The following is a 15743-nucleotide window of genomic DNA, read 5'->3' as shown; positions in this document are numbered from 1 at the left end:
CCCCCCCCCCCCCCCCCCGGGCCGCCCCCCCGCCCCCGCGCGGCGGGGGCCGCGCCCCCCCCCCCCCCCCCACCTCATGCCGGGCCGAGCTCGGCGGCTTCGCGCAGGGCCGAGAGCATCTCGTCGTAGCGGTGCGCCATTTGCTGCGAAACTGGATGCCGTGCCCTGGCCGCCGACCGGAATGGCGCCGCGCTGAACCCCGGCACGGCCGGGACCGGGCATCACCCCGAGCCCGTGCGCCGTGCGAGCAGCTCGTCGACCGACATCGGCGGATTCGGCATCAGCGTCGCCAGTACCAGCCTTCCGTTCGAGCGCATCGCGGATCGCGCAGATCTCGTTGTCGGTCAGATGCTCGATGCCGATGCATTCCGGACGCGCCTTGTTGACCGCGCGGAGCAGCTCGTCGAGCTTTGCCTGGATCGCCGACCCGTCGCGGTTCTGACTGTTCTGGATCAGGAACACCGCCAGGAAGGTGAGGACTGTGGTCGCGGTGTTGATCACCAGCTGCCAAGTGTCGGAATAATGAAAAACCGGGCCGCTCACCGCCCAGACGATACAGGACAAGGTGGCAAAGATGAACGCCATCGGATGCCCCATTACGGCGGCGCTGCGCGACGCGAGCGCGGTAAAGAAGCGGTTCAATGGCGATCATATTCTCGCTTGATCCCCGGCGAACGTTTCGCAGCCTTTATGGTGCCGCCGTGCAAGGGGCGCGCCCGGATCAGCTCAGTCCCTGCCGCGCAGCGCTATTGCCGCGCGCGGCGCCACCGCCAGATCGCGCAGGCGCCCGCGATCGCGGCGGTCGATAGCAGCGCGGCGGTGAGCCTTGGGCGCATCGCGACCTGCGTGTAGGGGCTGGCCTTGAGCCCCACCTCATGGGGAGAGCGTTCTTCCCCGTCCGGGCCTGGCTCGAACAGGTTGCTCCCTTCCCGCTTCGGGATGGCGCGGTTCTGCAGGAAGGGGATCACCAGCGGTGCGAGGCGCTCGAACAGGGCCGGGAAGTGCTCGGCGAACAGCACCTGGGCACGGCCGGCGCCGCCGACCGTGATCTCGCGGCGCGGCCGTTCCGCGCAGCGCAGGATCGCCTCCGCCACGAGTTTCGGGTCGTAGGGCGGCGGTGGGATCATCGCCGCGCCGTCGAGATGGTTCGCGGCGTGCAGTCCGATCGGCGTCGCTATGCCGGAGGGCTTGATGAGCGAGACGGAAACGGGCGAGGCCGCCGCCTTCAGCTCGATACGCAGCGATTCCACGAACGCCCGCACCGCATGTTTCGATGCGGCATAGGCGCCCATGATCGGCGTGCTCATATCCGCCGCGATCGACGCGACGGTGATGAGGTTTCCGCCTGCTGCGCCGAAGTGTTCGAGCGCGACATGCGACCCGTTGACCACGCCGAAATAATTGGTGCGGAACAGGCGCTGGTGCTCGTCGTCCGGGGTGGCGGCCAGCGTCGCGTAGATTGCTACCCCGGCATTGTTGACCCAGGTATCGATGCGGCCGAACCGCGCCACGCCTTTCGCGGCCGCTTCGCTGAGGGCGGCCCGATCTCCGACGTCGGCAACCGCGAAGCAGGCCGCTCCGCCGTCTGCTTCGATGCCGCGCACGATCTCGGCAAGCGCAGCTTCGTTGCGCGACACCAGGATCACACCTGCGCCGCGCGCCGCGGCAAGCCGAGCGGTGACGAGCCCGATCCCCGAGCTCGCCCCGGTGATCAGGATCACCTGGTCGCCGATCGGGCGACATGCGCCGCTCAACTGTGCGGCCGGGACGCGGCGGTGGCGACGGAGACGAAGGGGTGCGCAGCGCGCCGCACCCCGGTCTCCGCTTTGTCGATTGGGGAGCCGCGCCGCTTCACTCTGCTGCGAGCGCCACGCCGGGCTTGAGCACGACCTTCGTCACTTCATTCTGGTTGTCGTGGAACATCTTGTACCCTTCGGGCGCCTGCTCGAGCGGCAGGGTGTGGCTGATCAGGAAGGTCGTATCGATCTTCCCCTCCATGATCGCGTTGAGCAGCGCCGGCATGTAATGCTGGACGTGCGTCTGGCCGGTCTTGAGCGTCAGGCCCTTTTCCATGAAGGCGCCCAAGGGGAACTTGTCTACGAAGCCGCCATAGACCGCCGGCATCGAGACGCGCCCGCCCTTGCGGCAGGCATGGATCGTCTGGCGGATCGAGTGGATGCGGTCGGTGCCGAGGAAGGTCGACTTCTTGATCTGGTCGATGACGTTGTCGACGAAGAAGCCGTGCGCTTCGAGCCCGACCGAGTCGATCACCGCGTCGGGACCAATCCCGCCGGTCATCAGCATCAGCGCCTCATAGGTCGCGGTTTCCTCGAAATTGATCGTCTCGGCGCCGAAGCGCTTGGCGAGCTCAAGCCGGTGCGGGAAATGGTCGATCGCGATGACGCGCTCGGCGCCCATCAGGAAGGCCGACTGGACCGCGAACAGCCCGACCGGGCCGCAGCCCCAGACCGCCACCGTGTCGCCCGGCTCGATCCCGGCATTCTCCGCCGCCATCCAGCCGGTGGGCAGGATGTCCGACAAGAACAGCACCTTCTCGTCCTCGATCCCGTCGGGAATGACGATCGGGCCGACGTCGGAGAATGGCACACGGACATATTCTGCCTGACCACCGGCATAGCCGCCGGTCAGATGGCTGTAGCCGAATAGCCCGCTCATCGGCGTGCCGTACATCTCCTGGCCGATATCCTGGTTGTCGGCGGGCAAGCCGTTGTCGCAGGCGGAATATTGGTGCTTGCCGCAATGATAGCAGCTGCCGCAGGCGATGGTGAAGGGCACGACGACGCGCTGGCCCTTCTGGAGCGTCGACTTGGCGCCGACCTCGACGACTTCGCCCATGAACTCATGGCCGAGGATGTCGCCGGCCTGCATCGTCGGGATATAACCGTCATAGAGATGGAGGTCCGAGCCGCAGATCGCGGTCGAGGTGATCTTGATGATCGCGTCGCGCGGATTGAGGATCTCGGGATCGTCGACCGTGTCGACGCGCACGTCGTGCTTGCCGTGCCAGGTGAGCGCGCGCATCAGCGTGCTCCCTTTTCAAAGAAATTTGCGCGCATCAGTTCTTTTCCTCTTCGAGCTGCGCGCGGGTGCGCGAGCTGGTGGCGATCTCGCCGGTTTCCATGAGCTGCTTGAAGCGCCGGAGATCACGCCGCGCCTGGATGGCGGGCTCGCGCTGGAACATCTTGGCGATCACCTTGCCGATAACGCCGGCGGGCGGATCGCAGAGGATGGTCGCGGCGACGACCGTGCCGCGGGCGCCGGCGTCGCGGAACTCGATGCGCCCGCTATTGGGCACTTCGGCGCCTTCGTCCGAGGACCAGGCGATCAGCGCGTCCTCGATCTCCTCGGTGACGGTCGCATCCCATTCGACGGTCTTGCCGCCGGGCGCCTTGACCACCCAGTGCGAGCGGGTCGGCGACAGGATTTCGATGCGCTCGACATTGTCCATGAAAGTCGCGAGGTTCGCGAAGTCGCGCCAATAAGCGAAAAGCTCCTTGCGCGGACGATTGATCGTGACGGCCCGCCCAATCAGCGTGTCGCCGCGTGGCTCAACGAGCTGGTCGGAAGCGATGTCGACTGCGGCGGAGGCGTGCTTGGACGTTGCCAGCGGCGCGTCGTCGGCTCGGGCTGGCTCCAGGATCTCGGACATGAACGGCTCTCCTATGGGTCCGTCTCAAACCCGGCCCGACCGCCGCCGTTCCCGACGGGCGCAACATAGAGTAAGATTTCGTCTTTATTATCAGCAGTTAATTGGCGGCGGGCGCCGCGGCAGGCTTAGCGGAGCTGGCTGTCCTTGCTCCCGCGACGATTGAACGCCGAGAAAGCGGGCTTGCGGTCGCGCGTCGACTGGCATTGCACGCAGGTCCGCGCGCTCGGAAGCGCCTTGCGGCGCGCCTCCGGAATCTCCTCGCCGCATTCCACGCAATGCGTTTCGCCTTCGCCCGAGGCCATGCGGGCGCGCGCGAACTGGACCGCGTCCGCGACCGTGTCGTCGATCTGGTCCTGCACCGCGCCGTCACGCGTCCAACCTCCGGCCATGTCCGCCACCTTCCCGAATTTTATCTGCTGGACCAACGCTTTGAATGCTTTGGCGATCCGATGCGGCGAAGCTGCAGGGCAGGGGCCGTTCGGCCCTGCCGCGATGCGGACGCGGGCGGTATCGAGCGCACACTGGCGGACTTCTGCGAAGCCGCCAGGGTTCGCGCGCTTTCTTGGGCCCGCGCGCACACTCGGGAGCGCCTTGGGGGCGGGGTGGCGGCTGGCGCACGGTCGCGCGCGCACGCCGCCCCGCCTTTGGCGGCGTCCCGAGAGTGCGGTTCCTGAGGTCGGGCCGAGGCCCGTCTAGGATCGGGCTCAGGATATCTGCAACATCAGCTCTCGCAGATAGATGCGGGCGACCGGTTGACGGTTGGCGTCCTGGATATCGAGCGTGCCGCGCACCTCATCCGGCCCGCAGCGTATATGGCGGCGCAGCACTGCGCGCGCGCGGCTATTCGCCTTTTGCATCGCTGCGGTCAGGTCGGGCAGGTCGTAGCTCTCGTCACGGAACGGAACGTCCCGGCCCGGGCGATTGAGATGGAAGATGTAGTGCGGCACGCAGCGACAATGCACAGCGGCCCGACTGGTTGCTCGGCAGTCTTTTTCCGTCCGACTTATGTCCGGGCGGGGAGTCCTCCGACCTCGGGCATGGGGGTCAGCCCCGCGCGAGTGGCATGGTGAGGCAATGGAGTCCGCCGCCGCATGCCGCAAATTCGGAAATGTCGACCGGAAGCGGCTTGAACCCCGCCTGCAGCAGCATCGCGTGGAGGCGGTGCTGTCCCTCGGCGATCAGGATCGTGGAGCCGTCCAGCGAGAGGATGTTGCACCCGAGCTTGCGCGACTCCGCCTCCAGCGCCGGTAGGACCCGGATGCCGCGTGCCGCGAGCGCGGACAGGAACGCCTCCGGGAGCGCGTCGATGCATGCAAGCGCGAAATGCGCGTCGAGCATGCAGAAGATCGTATCGAGATGGAGGTGGTAGGCGTCGAACGGGCACAACAAGACTTCCCAGCCATGGCCGCGAAACACCTCGCCCAGTATCTGTGCGCCAGCAAGGCTGGTCCGCTCCCCGGACCATCCGATGATCGCGAGCCCGTCGCGCGCGACGCAGACGTCGCCACCCTCTACGGTGCCGCCTTCGATCCGCAGCAGCGGCCCGCCGCCCCGATTTCCGAGATAGCGCGCGACATGGTCCACCTCGCGCCGCCGATGCGCCACCGCCGGATTGAGCAGCACCGGTCCCCACGGGGTAGCGACCGCGCAGTCGCGCGTGAAGCATAGGTCGGGAAGGTCCGGGAGCGGGTCGAGCACATGGCAACGCGTCCCGAGCTGCTCCAGCAACGCCTGCAACTGCCGGTGCTGCGCGAGCGCCTTGGCGGTATCGGTTTGATGGCCATCGCCCAGGCTGTCGCGCGTGACCGAGCAGCATGGCACCGGAGCGAGATAGGCGGGTCCGCACAGCAACACCTCGGATAGCGCATCGCTTTCGCTGCGGACCGACCAGCGCTTGGGATCGCGACGCGTGATCGCATGGGTGGGGATGGTCAGGAATTCGGGTTTCATAGGTCCTCGTCGAAGGCCCTTGCGGGTGCCTGCGCGCGCCGAAGCCAACGCGCGCCTGCGACCGGGGCCACCGTTCATAGGGCAGGCACCCGCGCGCGATCGGGATCGTACGTGTCCGGCTACCCAACGTTCTGGTCACTGCCCAACCCACAGGATCGCGCGAGGTTGCGGCCAAGCTCTGCAGTTTAACGTGCGTTAGGACGATTGGCTCGACGGAGCGGCATGGCAGTATCATTTGCTTCGATCGTGAAGAGCCCGAAGGCCGACTTTCATTTCGCCGATATGTCTTAGTAGCGCAAATATTCTCTGAGCTGGTGAGCAATATTACATGCGCGCGCCTCGTTTAAATTTGGTAGAATTGCCTCATTATCATTGAATGGCTTAATAATATTTGTCAGGTGACAGTGGTTCGCGCCTGAGTTGGCGTTAGCGCGAGTATAGAGGCGCTGGATCGATTAAGGAAGTTCGAATTGATCGAACAGGCTCGCGAATGTAACCAGCGGGAACTCGCAGAGCTGCGGCGGCAGGCGCGCGTGCTGACGAGCGGCGTGTTTGGCATGAGCGGCGACGCCGAGCTCTCCCAAATCGTTGAGCGGGTAGCCGCAGGGACCGGTTTTCCCTTTTCCGCAGTGTCTATCGTCGACCGCTCCACATTGTGGCTAGCCGTCGCCTACGGCTTCGATCCTAGGGAGTTCGCCAGGCCGGACAGCTTCTGCGACGCCGCGATTGGAGTTCGCAATTACGCGCCTTTGTGTGTCCCCGATGCTTGGCACGAGCCACGCTTCAAGTTCGCTCCCGCCGTGCTTGAGATGAACGTGCGTGCCTATTTTGCCGCACCTCTCGTAACCAGCGATGGCTTTGCGCTGGGTACATTATGCCTGCTGGACCAGAAGCCCCGGACAGTGGACGCGAAAGGCCTTGAACTCCTGAAATCCCTCGCAAGCCAAGCGACAGAGGTGATCGAGCGCGAGGCAAATGCGCTGGCATACGCCAAGTATGCCATGGCCGAGCTCAGTACCCGCATCCGCTTCGCAGTTGCGGACCAGAACGACGCTGAGGTGGCCGTGCTTGATGAGGAACTTCGTCGGATGGAGGCGAAATTTGGGGCTCATTGGAAATAGAGGCTCCGGGGCTGGTCGCATGCAGCGCAAGATGTGCCCTTGGAACGGCTAGGGAAGCGCTGATATCGGTCGGGCGGCAGTCCACCGCTGTCGGTCGCTCAGCCGGGCAGCCGCCCGTCCAGAAGCGGACAGGAGGCCAAAAGCCCCAATTCCGGACCGTCGTCGTTATGGCGATGCCGCACGTTGCGCGACGCTTCATCGGAGGCACGAACCAGTGAACACAAGTTTAGAGGCGATACCTCCAGGTTGATCTGAGTTAGCGCGCGCGCCGCTCGAATGGTTCACATCCCGGCGCGGCTGGAAAGGTGGCCTGCAGAATATGTCGGACGCCCCGAGAGCTCCATCAATCGAAAACCTAGTGGTCCGGCTTCTCCCGAACCGAGGGCATGGCACCGCAGTGCGATATGGGACCAGCGCTCTTATCATCCTTTCAGCGACGGGCCTTCGTTACGCGCTCGAGGGGCCGCTACAGCATTTTCCCCTGCTGCTATTCATTCCCGCGGTATTTCTCTGCGCACTGCTGTTTGACCGGGGGTCTGGATTCTTTGCGACTATCCTCAGCGCGGCGATCGCTGCCTATCTCTTCATAGAACCGAGATTCACACTCAACGTCGGGATGCAGGCGTGGCTGGCCTTGGCGATATTCGTCCTGATCGGATTTACGATGTCGGCCGTCACGGAGTTGTTGCGCAAGACGATCACGAAACTCAACGAAAGCGAGGCCGCTAAGGCATTGCTTTTGGAGGAACTCGCGCACCGCACAAAAAACGATCTCTCAATCATTTCTGCCGCCATGAATCTGCAAAGCCGCGCATCCAATAATCCCGAGGTCCGCGCGGCGCTCGACGCAGCCAACGCGCGGGTGCTCGTCGTGGCCCAAGCGCAGGAGCGGCTGCGCGAGAGCAGAAACTACCGACGGGTGAATCTTGCGGACTATGTCGGCGGATTGTGCCACGGGCTGGGAGATCTTTTGCGCGACGTGCGCCCCATTGCGGTGCGGGTGAAGTGCGACCCCATTGACGTGGCTGGACCCGTTGCAGTCCAACTCGGCCTGATCGTGAACGAACTGGTGACCAACAGTTTCAAATATGCGTATCCCGGCGAGAGCGGTGGGATCGTGAGGGTTGAGATCACCCAGAGGGACAGCGGCTTGGAGATCATCGTTTCGGATGATGGCATCGGTTGTGACGCCGAGAGCAAGCCCGGTCTCGGGTCCAAGCTTGTTCGACTCCTCGCGAAGCAACTCGGAGGCAAGGTTGAGCGGCGACACAGCGCTTCAGGGTTTACGACAGCCGTATTTATTCCGGATGTCGAGGGGGGGTGATCTAAGGTGCACGCCTGGACCCAGGATGGGATTGCTCACCTCCGTCTCTGTCCGGTCGACTAATCTCCCAAGTCTCGCAAGGCCGATCCTCGCAGAAGCCGCCCGTCCGCTTTCCACCCTTTGTTGGCCGCCCGGGTAGCAACGCGCCTGATGACGGGCGTGGGTAAAACCCATGGCTTGACGAAGGGACGATATGCGCGGAACATAATGGGAACGAACGAGTCGTTATTCCCTTATGCAAACCGCCGCTCCCTTTCCCGAGAATGATCGCGCACGCCTGCTCGCCGAGCTGAAGGCGCGTATCGCCGTGCCGGTGACGAGCGGTGCCCCATTGTTACCATTCGGGATCGAGGCGATCGACTCGCGGCTTGCCCATGGCGGGTTGGACGGTGGCGGCCTGCACGAGATCGCGGCTGCATCTCCCACCTTGGGCGACGATGCAGCGGCGACCCTGTTCGCTGCCGGTGTGGCCGCGCGTTTTGCCCGTGAAGCCACTGCGACCAGTGTCTGGGCTCTGACGAGCTTCGATCTCTACGCGCCGGGCCTTGAGCAGGCGGGGCTCCCGCCGACGAAGCTGATCTATTGCCAGGGCAGGGACGAGGTCATGGCACTCGCCCTTGCCGAGGATTGCCTGCGCGACGGGAGCTTTGCCGCGGTAGTTGCCGAGGTGAAGGCGGCCGACCAGACCGCAACCCGCCGGCTTCAGCTCGCTGCCGCGGATGGGCGCACGCCGATGCTGCTGCTGCGGCGCTGGGCGCGAAAGGCGCGCGATCCGCTCGAGATCCCGTCCGCAGCATGTACGCGCTGGCGGATCGGCTGCGCGCCGTCGGTGCCGTTGGCGCATCCTGGGGTCGGGCGGAGTTGCTGGTCGGTCGATCTTGTTCGCCAGCGCGGCGGCAATCCCTTTTCTCTTCTGGTCGAGGCTTGCGATGCCAAGGGTCGCCTCGCTCTACCTGCCCCAGTTCGCAATCGAGCGGCTGCGGCGGCTGGAGCGGCCAGTCGCGCCGCCTGAGCGGTTCTGGTCCACAGCATCCGTCCTGCCGCCGGCGGTCGACGATGACCCCGGGGCATGCTCGGTCCCGCGCGGCGGTGGCTGGCGACCCGGCTCCCGCTGGGCGCAGGACGCTGCGCATAGCCGGCAAGGGGAAGCGGAGCGGATTGCCAGGCTGCCGGCGCATCAGCGCCCGCCCATGCGGGAGCTTGGCCGGCGTTCTGAGCCGGCGCAGCATCCGTTTCGTGCCATGCCGCCAGATGAGGGGGCGCCCCCGCAGCCTGCAATGCCGAGGCCGACCCTGGAGCTTTGGGAACGCCCGACCGTCCTGATCGAGCGTGTTGGGCAGCGTGAAGTGGTGACGGCGGCCTGTCCGATTGCCTTGGCGCGGGATCTGGCGCCCGGCATGGCTGCGGCACACGCCCGCGCGCTGGTAGCGGATCTCGATGTGCGCGAAGCCGACCCGGAGGGCGATCAGGTCTGGCTTGAGCGTCTGGCGCTCCATGCCGTTGGCAGGTGGACGCCAATTGCCTCTCCCTCCGGTCCCGATGGGATCTGGCTCGACCTGACAGGGGCCACCCATCTGTTCGGGGGCGAGGCACGCTTTTGCCGACGGGTGCTGCGATTCCTTGCGCGCCTCGGCTTCACGGCACGGATCGCAATCGCGGGTACCGCCGGAGCCGCCCATGCGTTCGCTCGCTTTGGGGGAGAACCAGTGACGATCCTGCCGTCCGGGCAGGAGGTCTCAGCGCTGGCGCATTTGCCGGTGGCCGCACTTCGGCTCGAGGGCGAGGCGTTGGCATCGGCGGCACGTTTCGGGCTCGAGCGCATCCAGGATTTGCTGCCGATGCCGCGCGGACCATTGGCACGGCGTCTCGGCCTGGCGGCGCTTGCCCGGCTCGATCAGGCGCTGGGGCGCGCTGCCGAGCCCATCGTGCCGGTCATCCCGTTCGAGGCGCCGGAAGTATCCCGGCGGCTGCTCGAGCCTATTGGCACGCCCGAGGCAATCGCACAGGTAATCGCGGATCTTGTGGGAGACCTTGTCCTCGTGCTCGAGCGGCGGGGGCTGGGCGTGCGTACCGCCATGATCACGGCCGAGCGGGTCGATGGAGCCGACCAGCACCTCTCGATCGGGGCCGCACGGGCCACGCGGGATGGGCGGCATCTCAAGCGAATGTTCGGCCTGCGGATCGACCGGCTCGAGCCCGGTCTCGGCATCGAGGCAATGCGGCTGACAGTGCCGCATAGCGAGCCGCTAGGCGCGCGTTCGGGCGCGGCCCTGCTGGCGGATGAGAACGTGCCTGCGGACCTGGCCCCGGCCGTTGACCAGCTTACCGGCAGGGCCGGGGAGGGCGCGGTGTTTCGCCTGGGGCTGGAGCAGAGCGACGTCCCCGAACGCGCCGTCCGGCGGTTGGCGCCTCTTGTCGATCCGGAAGGCTGGCCGGTCTGGAAGCGGCCGGTACGAATCCTGCGCCAGCCCGAACTGCTAACCCATGTGGTGGCGCTGCTGCCTGACCATCCGCCGCGCCGCTTCACTTGGCGGGGCAAGGCGTATCGCGTCATGGCCGGCGACGGGCCTGAGCGCATCCATGGCGAATGGTGGCGTACCGACCGGGAGCTTTGGGCGATCCGCGACTATTTCCGGGTCGAGGTCGAGGGCGGCCAGCGCTTCTGGCTGTTCCGCCGGGGCGACGGCGTCGAGGCCGAGACGGGCGACCTAAGCTGGCACCTGCATGGCTTTTTCGGCTGATGGCACAGGTTCAGCGAACGGTGCCTCAATCGCCCGGGTCAGGTGGCCAGTCAATCGCCTCCAGCTTCTCCAGGACATCTGCAAAGCTTTCGCCATCCTCGACCGGGATCGCCCGGGTAAAGCTGCTTCCCAGCCTCTCCAGGTCGAACGCGGTCAGAAGCCCGACGGCGACGATGTTTTTTCGATTGTCCATGGCGCACCAACAAAGGAGCTATGCTGTCGATCCGTGGACTTGCCGGCAGCGTCCATCGATGGGGCGGGGAGCGGCTTCGGGATGACAACCTATGTAGAACTCCAGGTGACAAGCCACTTCTCGTTCTTGCGCGGCGTGAGCGCACCCGAGGAACTGTTTTCGGCCGCGGCGCTGCAGGGCCACAAGGCATTGGGCCTGGCGGACTGGAACGGCGTCGCCGGGGTCGTTCGTGGTTGGGACGGGCAAAAGGCGACCGGCGTTCGCATGATTCCCGGCGCGCGAGTCGATCTGACGGATGGCAGGGCGCTGCTGCTCTATCCGACCGATCGGCCGGCCTGGTCCCGGCTGACCCGGCTGCTATCGCTCGGCAAAGCGCGAGGCGGCAAGGGGCGGTGCATCCTTGATTGGAGTGATATTGCTAATCATTCTGAGGGATTGGTCGCGATCCTGGTGCCGGACTTGGCCGACGAGGCGACCGCTGGCCACCTGGCTGAGCTGGCGGACCTGTTCGGGACCCGCAGCTATAGCGCGATGAGTTTTCGCCGCCGTCCGGACGATATGGCCCGGCTGCATGCGCTGGATGCGATGGCCCGCGCCGCCGGGGTCCGGTCGGTCGCTACCGGGGACATTCTCTATCACAGTCAGGACGCGCGGCCGCTCCAGGATTTGGTGACCGCTATCCGACTGGGAACGACGGTCGATGCGCTGGGCTATCGGCGCGAGCGCTTCATGGACCGGCATCTGAAATCGCCGGAGGAAATGGAGCGGCGCTTTGCTGCCTTCCCGGATGCGATCGAAGCGAGCGCGGATATTGCGCGGAGATGCACCTTCGATCTCGGCGAGATCCAGTATCAATATCCCTATGAGCAGGTGATGGCGGGCCGGACCGCGCAGGAGGCCCTCGCAATCCTCACCCAGGCGGCTGCCGATGCGAAGTTCCCGGACGGCGTGCCTGCCGCTTACGCTGACCAGATCGCACATGAGCTCAAGCTGATCGGCGAGCTTGGCTATGCGCCCTATTTCCTGACGGTTCGCTCGATCGTCGAGGAAAGCCGCCGGCGGGGCATTCTCTGCCAGGGGCGGGGGTCTGCCGCGAACAGCTGTGTCTGCTTCCTGCTCGGCATCACTTCGATCGACCCGATCCAGCATGAGCTGCTCTTCGAACGCTTCGTCTCCGGCGAGCGCAAGGAGCCGCCCGATATCGATGTCGATTTCGAGCATGAACGGCGCGAGGAGATAATCCAGTGGATCTATGAGACCTATGGCCGACATCACTCAGCACTGACCGCGGTGGTGACACGCTACCGGACGCGCGGTGCCGTGGCAGAGGTCGGCAAGGCACTGGGGCTGCCGCGCGATCTTACCAAGATGCTCACGGGCCTGGTCTGGGGCTGGTCGATGGATGGCATCTCGGACGAGCAGATCGAAAGCCTCAACCTCAATTCGAACGACCACCGCTTGAAGCTGACCCTGCGCCTGGCCCGCCAGCTGATCGGCACCCCGCGGCATCTGTCCCAGCATCCCGGCGGCTTCGTGCTGACCCAGGACCGGTTGGACGACCTGGTGCCTATTGAGCCGGCGCGGATGGAAGACCGCCAGATCATCGAGTGGGACAAGGACGATATCGACGCCCTGAAGTTCATGAAGGTCGATGTGCTGGGCCTCGGCATGCTCGGCTGCATGAACCGCGCCTTCAACCTGCTCGAAGAGCATAAGGGTGTGCGCGTCGGCATGGCCGACCTGCAGGACGACGACCCGCAAGTCTATGCGATGATCCAGAAGGCCGACACGCTCGGTGTCTTCCAGATCGAGAGCCGCGCGCAGATGTCGATGCTGCCGCGGATGAAGCCGACGCGCTTCTACGACCTCGTCATCGAAGTTGCGATCGTGCGACCTGGCCCCATCCAGGGCGACATGGTCCACCCTTATCTGCGCAGGCGCGAGGGCAAGGAGAAGCCCGAATATCCGAGGCTCGAGCTGCGCGCCGTGCTCGAGAAGACCCTGGGCGTGCCGCTCTTCCAGGAACAGGCGATGAAGGTCGCGATCGTTGGTGCCGGCTTCACCGCGGTCGAGGCTGACCAGCTGCGCCGCGCCATGGCGACCTTCAAGCTTACCGGGGGCGTCAGCCATTTCTACGACAAGCTGGTCGGTGGGATGATCGCGCGCGGCTATCCCAAGGACTTTGCCGAGCGCACTTTCAAGCAGATCGAAGGCTTTGGCAGCTATGGCTTTCCCGAGAGCCACGCCGCCTCCTTCGCCAAGATCGCCTATGCCTCGTGCTGGATGAAGCATCATCATCCGGACGTCTTCTGCACTGCCCTGCTCAACGCCCAGCCCATGGGTTTCTACGCACCGGCCCAGATTGTGGCGGATGCGCAAAAGCACGGCGTCGAGGTCCGGCCGGTCTCGATCAACCACAGCCATTGGGATTGCACGCTGGAACGGGGTGGCGGGCCATACCTTGCCGTACGGCTGGGGTTTCGGCAGGTGCGCCGGCTGGCCAATGTCCACGGTGCGGCGATCACGGTGGCGCGGGGCGACATGGCCTATGAGAGCGTCGAGGAGGTCTGGCGCCGCGCCGGGGTGCCCCGCGCCGCGATCGAACGGCTGGCCGAGGCCGATGCATTCCACTCCATAGCCGAGGATCGCCGCCAGGGGCTTTGGAAGGTAAAGGGGCTGGGCGAGGCACCGTTGCCCTTGTTCGCAGCGGCTGATGCTCGGGAGGGTGGCTTTTCGCCTGAAGGCCGGGAGCCTGACGTGGCACTGGCGCCGCTCACAGTCGGGCGCGAGGTCGTCGAGGATTATCGCACGCTGCAGCTGTCGCTGCGCGCGCATCCGCTCTCTTTCCTGCGCGAGCAGCTCTCCGCCGAGCGGATCGTGAAATGCGCGGATCTCGCCGGCATCCGCGACGGCCGGCATGTCGAGGTTGCCGGCGTGATCCTGGTGCGCCAGCGCCCGGGATCGGCGCGGGGCGTGCTGTTCATCACGATCGAGGACGAGACCGGCGTCGCCAACGGCATTCTCTGGCCCGACCGGTTCGAGAGGCAGCGTCGCGTGGTGATGTCGGCCTCGATGGTTTCACTACGGGGGCGGCTGCAGAAGGAGGGAGAGGTAATCCATGTCATCGTCGACCGGGTGGTCCCGCGCGACGATATGCTGCGCTCCATCGGCCGGATGGATTTCTCGCTGACGCAGGGCAGGGGAGATGGTGCGTCCCACCCCGGTAGTCCCGATCGCGGGGACCCGGGCTGGAAGCCGCGCGATTTTTATTCGCCGCCCTTTCCGAACGGTGTCGATCCCGAGGACCTGATCAAGGTCCGTAGCCACGACTTCCATTAGGCGTTGTCACGGAGACGGTCAGGGCTTGACCTCTTCTAATGGCTGGCCACGATAACCAGGCGATATCTGGCCAGGGCGGCGGGGCGTGCCGGTCGTCCAGGGCCTTCGAGTGTCGCCTTACGGCATGCCGTTTCGACGGAATGGGTAGCAGGGAGCAGCAATGAAGCAGATTGGCGGTGACGGATCGGCCCTTTTCTCGCTGACGGCGGCAGAGCTGGAGAAACTGCGGGAAGCGATCGAAAGTAATCGACTATCATCCCCCATATCGATCCGCCCCGAAGGGCCAGCAGGCGGCCTCGTCCGCTTTCGCTCGATTGACGATGCCAAGCTCGCAATGGCCGCGATCGCCTGAGGGTCACACAAGCTGCCGTCATATTCCGCATCAGGCGGCAGGCCGCACCCCGGAGCCGTTCTGCCGTCTGCGCCTCGAAACGTCGCGCCTGGACTGGAACTCGATAGGGGCCATGTAGTTTAGCACGGACCGGGCCGATGCGGGGCGCTTTCCCACGCATCGGCGCGGACCAAAGCTCTCTGTAATGGGCCGAAATGGCGTGGGCGGAACGAACACGCATCGCCGGAATTCTACGCGAATGGCTCAGTCAATCGCGCGAAGCATTCAACCAGCTCCCGACCTGTCCCGCGCCGCGGTGCTCGTCCTCGCTATCGCCCAGGTCGCGGCCGCAGCGATGCAGGCTGTCGGCCTGGGAACGCCTATCGGAGAGCAATCCGACGCCGTCCGCACCTTGATAACGCCCGCCGGCTGGGCGTTTTCGATCTGGGGTGCGCTGTACACGGGATCGTTCGTCTTCGCGATCTATCAGGCTCTGCCCTCACAGCGCGATAACGCCTATGTCAGCGGTCTGCGCTGGCCGGCGGCCTTGGCATTTCTCGGCAACGCGCTCTGGGCACTCTACGTCCAGCTGGTCGATCTCAGCGCAATTTCCGTCGCGATCATCTTCCTCTCGCTCGGTTCGCTCCTGGCAGCCCTCAAGCATATGACAAGCTGGAGCGGTCCGCTGTCTGCAGGGGATCGCTGGTGCGTTCGCCTTCCGCTAAGCGCCCTGGCCGCCTGGTTGACCGCGGCGACGATCGTCAACATTGCAGCTTCCCTGCGCTTTCACGGTATAGAGGCCGATGCGTCCGCGGCACCCGTGATTGCGGCGGGGGTCCTCGCGCTCGGCGGCGCGATCGCCGGTACGGCATTGGCGCGCAGTCGAGGAAACCTGCCCTTCGCTCTGGTATTTCTATGGGCGCTTGCGGCCATCTATGCGGCCGGCGGACAGCTGTCCTCCTGGGTCGCTTTCGCCACGATCTTCGCTGCTCTCGAAACGCTGGTCGGGACGATGGTCGGTCAATGGCTCGAACGCTCGCGCAGGGCCCGCAAGGGTAATTAAGGTCCGTCGCG

The 15743-nt window shown here is 65.3% G+C and carries 15 protein-coding genes; 7 read left to right on the top strand and 8 right to left on the bottom strand.

Annotated elements, in window-relative coordinates; translation table 11 throughout:
- From AAHM44_RS24850 to AAHM44_RS19095, 7 genes are all read right to left on the bottom strand, one after another.
- A partial coding sequence (locus AAHM44_RS24850; protein WP_446746004.1) for a low affinity iron permease family protein occupies positions 1-642 on the bottom strand: 642 nt, incomplete at its 3' end.
- 104 nt (positions 643-746) lie between these two features.
- A complete protein-coding gene (locus tag AAHM44_RS19120; RefSeq protein WP_342250980.1) occupies positions 747-1754 on the bottom strand; it encodes an SDR family oxidoreductase in 1008 nt (335 codons plus the stop codon).
- 97 nt (positions 1755-1851) lie between these two features.
- Entirely contained in the window at positions 1852-3042 is a 1191-nt protein-coding gene (locus tag AAHM44_RS19115; RefSeq protein WP_342250979.1) for a zinc-dependent alcohol dehydrogenase, read from the bottom strand.
- Between the two features lie 34 nt (positions 3043-3076).
- On the bottom strand, positions 3077-3670 hold the full coding sequence (locus AAHM44_RS19110) for an SRPBCC family protein (RefSeq protein WP_342250978.1): 594 nt from the start codon (positions 3668-3670) through the stop codon (positions 3077-3079).
- A gap of 125 nt (positions 3671-3795) precedes the next feature.
- Positions 3796-4059 (bottom strand): DksA/TraR family C4-type zinc finger protein, encoded by a 264-nt coding sequence (locus AAHM44_RS19105; RefSeq protein ID WP_269575778.1) that lies wholly within the window; start codon positions 4057-4059, stop codon positions 3796-3798.
- 315 nt (positions 4060-4374) lie between these two features.
- A complete protein-coding gene (locus AAHM44_RS19100) occupies positions 4375-4617 on the bottom strand; it encodes a DUF6894 family protein (protein WP_269575777.1) in 243 nt (80 codons plus the stop codon).
- Between the two features lie 97 nt (positions 4618-4714).
- The gene (locus AAHM44_RS19095; protein WP_342250977.1) at positions 4715-5620 is read right to left on the bottom strand and encodes a dimethylarginine dimethylaminohydrolase family protein; all 906 of its coding nucleotides are present in this window, start codon (positions 5618-5620) and stop codon (positions 4715-4717) included.
- Positions 5621-6090: 470 nt separating this feature from the next.
- Between AAHM44_RS19095 and AAHM44_RS19090 the strand changes: the two genes are divergently transcribed.
- The 4 genes from AAHM44_RS19090 to AAHM44_RS19075 all read left to right on the top strand — a co-directional run bounded on the left by AAHM44_RS19090 (position 6091) and on the right by AAHM44_RS19075 (position 10806).
- Positions 6091-6741 carry a GAF domain-containing protein gene (locus AAHM44_RS19090; RefSeq protein ID WP_342250976.1) on the top strand — a complete coding sequence of 217 codons (651 nt, stop codon included), beginning with the start codon at positions 6091-6093 and terminating at the stop codon, positions 6739-6741.
- A 397-nt stretch (positions 6742-7138) separates the two neighbouring features.
- Positions 7139-8065 carry a sensor histidine kinase gene (locus AAHM44_RS19085; protein ID WP_342250975.1) on the top strand — a complete coding sequence of 309 codons (927 nt, stop codon included), beginning with the start codon at positions 7139-7141 and terminating at the stop codon, positions 8063-8065.
- A gap of 235 nt (positions 8066-8300) precedes the next feature.
- Positions 8301-9077, top strand: coding sequence for an ImuA family protein (locus AAHM44_RS19080; protein WP_269575773.1), 777 nt, complete (start codon positions 8301-8303; stop codon positions 9075-9077).
- A gap of 265 nt (positions 9078-9342) precedes the next feature.
- Positions 9343-10806, top strand: coding sequence for a DUF6504 family protein (locus tag AAHM44_RS19075; protein WP_342250974.1), 1464 nt, complete (start codon positions 9343-9345; stop codon positions 10804-10806).
- A gap of 25 nt (positions 10807-10831) precedes the next feature.
- Here the strand turns inward: AAHM44_RS19075 and AAHM44_RS19070 are convergent, their stop codons facing one another.
- Positions 10832-10999 (bottom strand): hypothetical protein, encoded by a 168-nt coding sequence (locus tag AAHM44_RS19070; RefSeq protein ID WP_269575771.1) that lies wholly within the window; start codon positions 10997-10999, stop codon positions 10832-10834.
- Between the two features lie 81 nt (positions 11000-11080).
- Here AAHM44_RS19070 and AAHM44_RS19065 point away from each other — a divergent pair, with 81 nt between their 5' ends.
- The 3 genes from AAHM44_RS19065 to AAHM44_RS19055 all read left to right on the top strand — a co-directional run bounded on the left by AAHM44_RS19065 (position 11081) and on the right by AAHM44_RS19055 (position 15732).
- Positions 11081-14338, top strand: coding sequence for an error-prone DNA polymerase (locus AAHM44_RS19065; RefSeq protein ID WP_342250973.1), 3258 nt, complete (start codon positions 11081-11083; stop codon positions 14336-14338).
- Between the two features lie 160 nt (positions 14339-14498).
- Positions 14499-14690, top strand: a complete 192-nt coding sequence (locus AAHM44_RS19060) for a hypothetical protein (protein WP_342250972.1) — start codon at positions 14499-14501, stop codon at positions 14688-14690.
- 238 nt (positions 14691-14928) lie between these two features.
- On the top strand, positions 14929-15732 hold the full coding sequence (locus AAHM44_RS19055; RefSeq protein WP_342250971.1) for a hypothetical protein: 804 nt from the start codon (positions 14929-14931) through the stop codon (positions 15730-15732).
- Positions 15733-15743: the final 11 nt, after the last annotated feature.

The organism is Sphingomonas sp. OTU376 (assembly GCF_038440415.1).
Taxonomy (GTDB): Bacteria; Pseudomonadota; Alphaproteobacteria; order Sphingomonadales; family Sphingomonadaceae; genus Sphingomonas; species Sphingomonas kyeonggiensis_A.
The sequence above is the reverse complement of the archived record's forward strand: the minus strand, read 5'-3'. Positions and strand labels throughout refer to the sequence as shown.

Bases quoted from the DNA above. Each gene is read 5' to 3' on its own strand.
- AAHM44_RS19060 (WP_342250972.1), top strand. From the start codon at position 14,499: ATGAAGCAGATTGGCGGTGACGGATCGGCCCTTTTCTCGCTGACGGCG.
- AAHM44_RS19110 (WP_342250978.1), bottom strand. From the start codon at position 3,670: ATGTCCGAGATCCTGGAGCCAGCCCGAGCCGACGACGCGCCGCTGGCA.
- AAHM44_RS19055 (WP_342250971.1), top strand. From the start codon at position 14,929: ATGGCTCAGTCAATCGCGCGAAGCATTCAACCAGCTCCCGACCTGTCC.
- AAHM44_RS19065 (WP_342250973.1), top strand. From the start codon at position 11,081: ATGACAACCTATGTAGAACTCCAGGTGACAAGCCACTTCTCGTTCTTG.
- AAHM44_RS19070 (WP_269575771.1), bottom strand. From the start codon at position 10,999: ATGGACAATCGAAAAAACATCGTCGCCGTCGGGCTTCTGACCGCGTTC.
- AAHM44_RS19115 (WP_342250979.1), bottom strand. From the start codon at position 3,042: ATGCGCGCGCTCACCTGGCACGGCAAGCACGACGTGCGCGTCGACACG.
- AAHM44_RS19095 (WP_342250977.1), bottom strand. From the start codon at position 5,620: ATGAAACCCGAATTCCTGACCATCCCCACCCATGCGATCACGCGTCGC.
- AAHM44_RS19105 (WP_269575778.1), bottom strand. From the start codon at position 4,059: ATGGCCGGAGGTTGGACGCGTGACGGCGCGGTGCAGGACCAGATCGAC.
- AAHM44_RS19080 (WP_269575773.1), top strand. From the start codon at position 8,301: ATGCAAACCGCCGCTCCCTTTCCCGAGAATGATCGCGCACGCCTGCTC.
- AAHM44_RS19075 (WP_342250974.1), top strand. From the start codon at position 9,343: ATGCCGAGGCCGACCCTGGAGCTTTGGGAACGCCCGACCGTCCTGATC.